Annotated in this window: 6 protein-coding genes and 1 pseudogene; 6 read left to right on the forward strand and 1 reads right to left on the reverse strand. The window is 64.2% G+C overall.

Features of this window, described 5'->3' with window-relative positions; translation table 11 throughout:
• From ACIQ17_RS28620 to ACIQ17_RS28630, 3 genes and pseudogenes are all read left to right on the forward strand, one after another.
• A pseudogene (locus ACIQ17_RS28620) lies at positions 1-125 on the forward strand (protease modulator HflC); the annotation flags it as partial.
• A gap of 154 nt (positions 126-279) precedes the next feature.
• Entirely contained in the window at positions 280-480 is a 201-nt protein-coding gene (locus ACIQ17_RS28625; protein ID WP_398472796.1) for a DUF2065 domain-containing protein, read from the forward strand.
• 189 nt (positions 481-669) lie between these two features.
• Complete coding sequence (locus ACIQ17_RS28630; protein ID WP_398472797.1) at positions 670-2,196, forward strand: Do family serine endopeptidase; 1,527 nt, start codon at positions 670-672, stop codon at positions 2,194-2,196.
• Between the two features lie 188 nt (positions 2,197-2,384).
• On the opposite strand, the gene serB is transcribed toward ACIQ17_RS28630, so the two are convergent.
• Positions 2,385-3,287, reverse strand: a complete 903-nt coding sequence (gene serB, locus ACIQ17_RS28635) for a phosphoserine phosphatase SerB (protein WP_398472798.1) — start codon at positions 3,285-3,287, stop codon at positions 2,385-2,387.
• A 3-nt stretch (positions 3,288-3,290) separates the two neighbouring features.
• Between serB and miaA the strand changes: the two genes are divergently transcribed.
• The 3 genes from miaA to ilvN all read left to right on the forward strand — a co-directional run bounded on the left by miaA (position 3,291) and on the right by ilvN (position 7,196).
• Positions 3,291-4,217: a tRNA (adenosine(37)-N6)-dimethylallyltransferase MiaA gene (gene miaA, locus ACIQ17_RS28640; protein ID WP_398472800.1), complete on the forward strand. Its 927-nt coding sequence runs from the start codon at positions 3,291-3,293 to the stop codon at positions 4,215-4,217.
• A 463-nt stretch (positions 4,218-4,680) separates the two neighbouring features.
• Complete coding sequence (locus tag ACIQ17_RS28645) at positions 4,681-6,459, forward strand: acetolactate synthase 3 large subunit (RefSeq protein WP_398472801.1); 1,779 nt, start codon at positions 4,681-4,683, stop codon at positions 6,457-6,459.
• Positions 6,460-6,653: 194 nt separating this feature from the next.
• Positions 6,654-7,196: an acetolactate synthase small subunit gene (ilvN, locus tag ACIQ17_RS28650; RefSeq protein ID WP_398472802.1), complete on the forward strand. Its 543-nt coding sequence runs from the start codon at positions 6,654-6,656 to the stop codon at positions 7,194-7,196.
• The last annotated feature ends 103 nt before the right edge of the window (positions 7,197-7,299 follow it).

Below are 7,299 nucleotides of genomic sequence, written 5' to 3' on the forward strand. Positions count from 1 at the left end.
GTTCGATGACGGCCTACGAGAACGGCCTGAAGCAGGGCGACACCCGCTACCTGCTGCGGCCGGATTCGGAGTTCTTCCGCTACTTCGCCAATCCGACCGGCAAGCCGGCTACGGCGACACCATAACCACGGGCCGCGCGGCGCAGACGGCCTATCCGTTTTGCGTTCGCGGCAAGTCTGATCTAAGGATGAGGCGCATCGTCACACGATGCGCCTCATTTGCTTTTCAAAAGACTGCGCCAAGAAACGTCAGGGTGCGAAAGTTCGGGAGTTGATACCGGTGGGGTCCATAGCGCTGACCGACTTCCTCATCGGCTTGGGGATCCTGCTCGTGTTCGAGGGTATCCTGTTCCTTGGATTTCCCGGCTGGATGCGCCGCGCCATGAAAAGCGCGCTGGCGTCGCCGGACAGCGTGTTTCGGCTCGCCGGCATCATCTCCGCGATCGGTGGCCTGCTGCTGATCTGGTTCATCCGCCGCTAACGACAGCGTGCCCAAAAACGTAGCGCGATCAAGATGATCGCCTCGGGCTCATCTGTATTCCGCCGCAATCTGACGTTCAAATACAGGCTCCGCGACCGCTGTCGCCGGTTCTGCCGAGCTTGCGCAATCGCGTGGTTCGGGCGCACTCTGCACGCAAATCGCCGACTCTCGTCAGGAGACGTTACCCCTATGTCCATCGCGACTCCCGCTCTCTCGTCACCGCGCCGCATGCGTAATTTCGGCCTGCGTCCGCTGATGGCCGCCATCGCGGTCGGCGCCCTGGTCAGTGCGTCCGTCGTGCCTGCCACTGCACGTGGTCCCGATGGCATCGCCGATGTCGCCGAGAAGGTGATCGATTCGGTGGTCAACATCTCAACGACCTCGACGGTGGAAGCCAAGAACAGCGGCGAGGGCGGCAATCGGGGTGCGATGCCGCAACTGCCGCCGGGCTCGCAATTCGAGGAGTTCTTCGAGGAGTTCTTCAAGAACCGCGGCGGCCGCGGCGGCAACGACAAGGGCGGCGGCGCGCAGCCGCGCAAGACCAACTCGCTCGGCTCCGGCTTCATCATTGATACGGCCGGTTTCGCGGTGACCAACAATCACGTCATCGACGGCGCCGACGAGATCAACGTCATCATGAATGACGGGACCAAGATCAAGGCCGAGCTGGTCGGCGTCGACAAGAAGACCGATCTTGCCCTGCTGAAATTCACGCCGGTGAAGCCGGTGACCGCCGTCAAGTTCGGCGACAGCGACAAGCTGCGCCTCGGCGAATGGGTGATCGCCATCGGCAATCCGTTCTCGCTCGGCGGCAGCGTCACCGCGGGCATCGTCTCGGCGCGGAACCGCGACATCAATAACGGTCCCTATGACAGCTACATCCAGACCGACGCCTCGATCAATCGCGGCAATTCAGGCGGTCCGCTTTTCAACCTCGAAGGCGAAGTGGTGGGCGTCAACACGCTGATCATCTCGCCCACCGGCGGCTCCATCGGCCTCGGCTTTGCCGTGCCGTCGAAGACGGTGGCCGGCGTGATCGATCAGCTGCGGGAATACAAGGAAGTGCGCCGCGGCTGGCTTGGCGTGCGCATCCAGCCGGTCACCGACGAGATCGCCGAAAGCCTCAACATCAAGCCCGCCCGCGGCGCATTGATCGCGGGCATCGACGACAAGGGCCCGGCCAAGCCGGCCGGCCTTGAGCCGGGCGACGTCGTCGTCAAGTTCGACGGCAAGGACGTCAAGGAGCCGAAGGATCTCTCGCGCGCCGTGGCAGCGAGCCCGGTCGGCAAGGCCGTGGACGTGCTGATCATCCGCAAGGGCAAGGAGGAGACCAAGAAGGTCACGCTTGGCCGCCTCGAGGATGACAAGCCCGTGCAGGCCTCGCTGAAGGCCGCGCCGGAAGCCGAGAAGCCGGCGACGCAGAAGGCGCTCGGCCTCGATCTGACAGGCCTCAGCAAAGAGCTGCGCAGCAAATACAAGATCAAGGACAGCGTGAAGGGCGTGGTCGTCACCGGCGTAGACAAGGGCTCCGACGCCGCCGACAAGCGCCTCTCGGCCGGCGACGTCATCGTCGAGGTCGCGCAGGAAGCCGTGACCAACGCCGCCGATGTCAGCAAGCGCATCGATGCCGTGAAGAAAGACGGCAAGAAGTCAGTGTTGTTGCTGGTCTCGAATGGCGAGGGCGAGCTGCGCTTCGTGGCGCTGAGCGTGCAGTAGCGCGCTCTTCTCCCTCCCCCAAGCGGCGAAGCCGCGCAGCGGGGAGGGTGGATCGAACGCGAAGCGTTCGAGACGGGTGGGGTCTATCCCCACGTGACGTCCTACCGTGGAGATAGACCCCACCCCCGCCTAACGGCGGACCCTCCCCATTCGCTGCGCTCCGGGGAGGGAGACCATTGGCTTCGGCGCTAGCTTACAAACTCACTTCGCTTATATCCCTGCGCATACAACAACGCGCTGAGATCGCCGAAATCGATCCGCCCATGCGCCGCCGCAGCCACCGCGGGCTTCGCGTGAAACGCGACGCCTAGTCCCGCATCCCCGATCATCGCCAGATCATTGGCGCCGTCGCCCACGGCCAGCGTATCGAGATTGTCGAGACCCGCGGCCTCCCGCAGCTCCACCAGCGTGGCCAGCTTCGCCGCCTTGCCGAGGATCGGCTCGGCCACCGTGCCGGTCAGCTTGCCGTCCTTCACATGCAGCTCGTTGGCGCGGTTCTCCTGGAAACCGACCAGCTCCGCCACCTTCGCCGTGAACAGCGTGAAGCCGCCGGAGACGAGGCAGGTATAGGCGCCATGCGCACGCATGGTCTGCACCAGTTCGCGACCACCTGGCGTCAGTGTGATGCGCTCGGCCAGCGTCTCGTCCACCACCGTGACGGGCAGGTCCTTCAGCAGCGCCACGCGCTCGCGCAGCGCCGGCTCGAATTCGATCTCGCCACGCATGGCGCGCTCGGTGATGGCGGCCACATGGGCCTTGAGGCCGGCGAAGTCGGCGAGTTCGTCGATGCATTCCTGGCCGATCATGGTGGAATCCATGTCGGCGAGAAAAAGCTTCTTGCGTCGATTGGCCTGAGGCTGCACCACCACATCGATCGGCATGTCGCCCCGCGCGGCGCGCAGGCGGTCGGCGAAGATGATCTGGTCGGTGGCGCTGGTCTTGTCGCTGGTAAACAGGATATCGGCAGCAACGCCGTCGCTCAGCCAGTGCAGTTCGGTATCGCCCGGCAGAAGCGCACGCAGGCCGTCGAGCACCGTGCTATCGAGAGCGGGATCGGCGGGGTTGCAGATCAGGGTAGCGACGAGAGACATGACGTGAGTTCCAGGCCGGATAATAGAGCGCTGCTTATCGCAGGGCCGACCGCGAGCGGCAAGTCGGCGCTGGCGCTGGCGGTGGCGCGCGGACGGGACGGCGTGGTCATCAATACCGACAGCATGCAGGTCTATCGCGACCTCCGCGTGCTCACCGCCCGACCGACGCCGGAAGAGGAGGCGCTGGCTCCGCACCGCCTCTATGGCACCGTGGATGCCGCGGTGAATTTCTCCGCCGGCGCATGGGTGGAAGCGGCGCGCGAGGTACTTGCCGAGGTGCGAGGGCGGGGCAAGCTGCCGATCTTCATCGGCGGCTCCGGCCTGTATTTCAAGGCGCTGACCCGCGGCCTCTCCGCCGTACCGCCGGTCCCCGATGCAGTGCGTGACGATGTGCGCGCGCGGCTCGAACGCAACGGCCCCGAAGCGCTGCATGCAGAGCTGGCGGTGCGCGATCCGATCTCCGCCGCCAAGCTCAATCTGCGCGACCGCACCCGCATCGCGCGGGCGCTGGAAGTGATCGAGGCCACTGGCCGCGCGCTCACCGACTGGCACAGTGACGCGCTGCCGCCGCTATTGCCGCCGGGTGGTACCACCGCCGTCTTCCTCGCCCCCGATCGCGACGAACTCTACGCCCGCATCGATGCGCGCTTCGTGCGCATGCTGGACGAAGGGGCGCTCGATGAGGTCGAAGCTCTCGCAGCGCGCGGGCTCGATCCACTGTTGCCGGCAATGAAGGCCCATGGCGTGCCGGCGCTGATCAGGTATCTGCGCGGAGAGATGTCGCGCGAGGAGGCCTGCGCCATCGGGCAGGCTGATACGCGCCATTACGCCAAGCGGCAATTCACGTGGTTCCGGCACCAATTGCCGGAATTTGCTTGGATGACGCCGGAGGAGGCGATGGCGGTGCTACAACCTCCCACCTCATCCTGAGGAGCGCGCACTTGCGCGCGTGTCGAAGGATAGCCACAAGCGCGGACCCCCGGCCATCTCATGGTTCGAGACGGCGCTTCGCGCCTCCTCACCATGAGGTGCAGAGTGGGCGTCTGGCTAATCGCATATCAGCCCAACCAATTTTCCTCTCGCCGAACGCCACCGTCCCGGCTAGCCTTCGACATCCGCTTGATCCGGCCGGCATGCCTTGACTTCCCGTTTTTGCCCGCTATGGTCCGCGCAAGTTTCGAACTCAAACGACCAAGTCATGCGCAATAAAGTTTCAAACCTCCTTATTATCGTGGTACCCTGGCGCATCGCCGGGGGTAGCTGACGGCTACCCACGATCCGAGCGGTGCGCACAGGGTCCTGAACGGGGCCCTTTTTTATTGCCTGAACGACACCACAACGAACCAATCAGACCTCATCGACCACAAGCGCGAAGCGCGCATCGGAGCCGACCATGAGTGACGCAAAGCCCCACGATCCCAACCAGATGACCGGCGCTGCCATGATCGTGCGTGCGCTCGCGGATCACGGCGTGAAGCATCTGTTCGGTTATCCCGGCGGCGCCGTGCTGCCGATCTATGACGAGATCTTCCAGCAGGAGGAGGTCCAGCACATCCTGGTCCGCCACGAGCAGGGCGCCGGCCATGCGGCCGAAGGCTATGCCCGTTCCACCGGCCTGCCGGGCGTCGTGCTGGTGACCTCGGGTCCCGGCGCCACCAACATGGTGACGCCGCTGGCCGACGCACTGATGGATTCGATCCCGCTGGTCTGCATCACCGGCCAGGTCCCGACCCATCTGATCGGCAATGATGCGTTCCAGGAATGCGACACCGTCGGCATCACGCGGCCCTGCACCAAGCACAACTGGCTGGTCCGCGACGTCAACGATCTCGCCAAGGTGCTGCATGAGGCCTTCTATGTCGCTACCACCGGCCGCCCGGGCCCGGTCGTCGTCGACGTGCCGAAGGATGTGCAGTTCGCCACCGGCACCTATCATCCGCCGCGCAAGTCGGATGTCCACGTGTCCTATTCGCCGCGCCTGAAGGGCGACGCGCATGCCATCCGCAAGGCGGTCTCGCTGCTGGCGAACGCCAAGAAGCCCGTCATCTATTCGGGCGGCGGCGTCATCAATTCCGGCCCGGCGGCGACAAAACTGCTGCGCGAGCTGGTCGAGGTCACCGGCTTCCCGATCACCTCCACGCTGATGGGCCTCGGCGCCTATCCGGCTTCCGGCCCGGCATGGCTCGGCATGCTCGGCATGCACGGCACTTACGAAGCCAACATGGCTATGCATGATTGTGACGTCATGCTGTGCGTCGGCGCGCGTTTCGACGATCGCATCACCGGCCGCACCGATGCGTTCTCGCCGAATTCGAAGAAGATCCATATCGACATCGATCCGTCCTCGATCAACAAGAACATCCGCGTCGACGTGCCGATCATCGGCGATTGCGCCAATGTGCTCGGCGACATCCTGCAGGTCTTCAAGGCCGAGGCGAAGAAGCCGGACACCAAGGCGTGGTGGCAGAGCATCGCCACCTGGCGCGCGCGCAATTCGCTGGCCTTCAAGAAGAACAGCGACGTGATCATGCCGCAGCATGCGATCCAGCGCCTGTTCGAACTGACGCGTGGCCGCGACACCTACATCACCACCGAGGTCGGTCAGCACCAGATGTGGGCCGCGCAGTTCTACGGCTTCGAGGAGCCGCATCGCTGGATGACCTCCGGCGGTCTCGGCACCATGGGCTACGGCCTGCCGGCAGCGATGGGTGTGCAGGTCGCGCATCCCGATGCGCTGGTCATCGACATCGCCGGCGATGCCTCGGTGCAGATGACCATGCAGGAATTCTCGACCGCGGTTCAGTATGAGCTGCCGATCAAGATCTTCATCCTCAACAACCAGTATATGGGCATGGTGCGCCAGTGGCAGCAGCTGCTGCATGGCAACCGCCTGTCGCATTCCTATTCGGAAGCATTGCCTGACTTCGTGAAGCTCGCCGAGGCCTATGGCGGTGTCGGCCTGCAATGCTCGAAGCCGGGCGATCTCGACGGCGCGATCATGGACATGATCAAGGTGAAGAGGCCGGTGCTGTTCGATTGCCGCGTGGCCAATCTGGAGAACTGCTTCCCGATGATCCCGTCGGGCAAGGCGCATAACGAAATGCTGCTGCCGCTCGAGGCCAATGACGAAGCCACCGCCGCAGCCTTCGCCGGCGGCAAGGCGCTGGTGTGATCAATTAGGAGCAAGCCCGCACTCCACTGTCATCGCCCGGCTTGACCGGGCGATCCAGTAGACACCTACGGCGTGGTCTATCACCGCTGCCTGCGTTTACTGGATCCCCGCATTCGCGGGAATGACAATCGGAGTGTGAGGCAATCATAGAGATTTCCGGCGCAAGCCGACCAGGACTTCGACAGGAAACGACAATGGAACAGCCTGCCTCCGCCTATTTCATCGAAGAGCGTCACGATCCCAACGAGACGCACACGCTTTCGGTGCTGGTTGCCAACGAGCCCGGCGTGCTCGCGCGCGTCATCGGCCTGTTCTCCGGCCGCGGTTACAACATCGAGAGTCTCACGGTGTCGGAGACCGAAGCGCAGAAGCATCTCTCGCGCATCACCATCGTCACCACCGGCACGCCGATGGTCATCACCCAGATCAAGCATCAGCTCGATCGCATGATCCCGGTGCATCGCGTGGTGGACATGACGCTGACCGGCCGTTCCATCGAGCGCGAGCTCGCCATGGTCAAGCTGCGCGGCACCGGCGAACACCGCGTCGAGGCCCTGCGTCTCGCCGAGGCGTTTCGCGCCCGCGTGATCGATGCGTCCATCGAAAGCTTCGTGTTCGAGATCACCGGTTCGTCGTCGAAGATCAATTCCTTCATCGACCTGATGCGCCCGCTCGGCCTGGTCGAAATCTCGCGTACCGGCGTCGCCGCCATCACCCGCGGCGCGGAGGGGATGTAACTTCCGCGCATTGTCGTCATGAAACCCTTCGACATCTTCCTGGCGGTCGCCGTCGCTGTGATCTGGGGCGTCGGCTTCGTGCTAACCCGGATGGCGGTCGACG

Origin of the sequence: Tardiphaga sp. (genome assembly GCF_044340795.1) — a bacterium.
Lineage (GTDB): Bacteria > Pseudomonadota > Alphaproteobacteria > Rhizobiales > Xanthobacteraceae > Tardiphaga.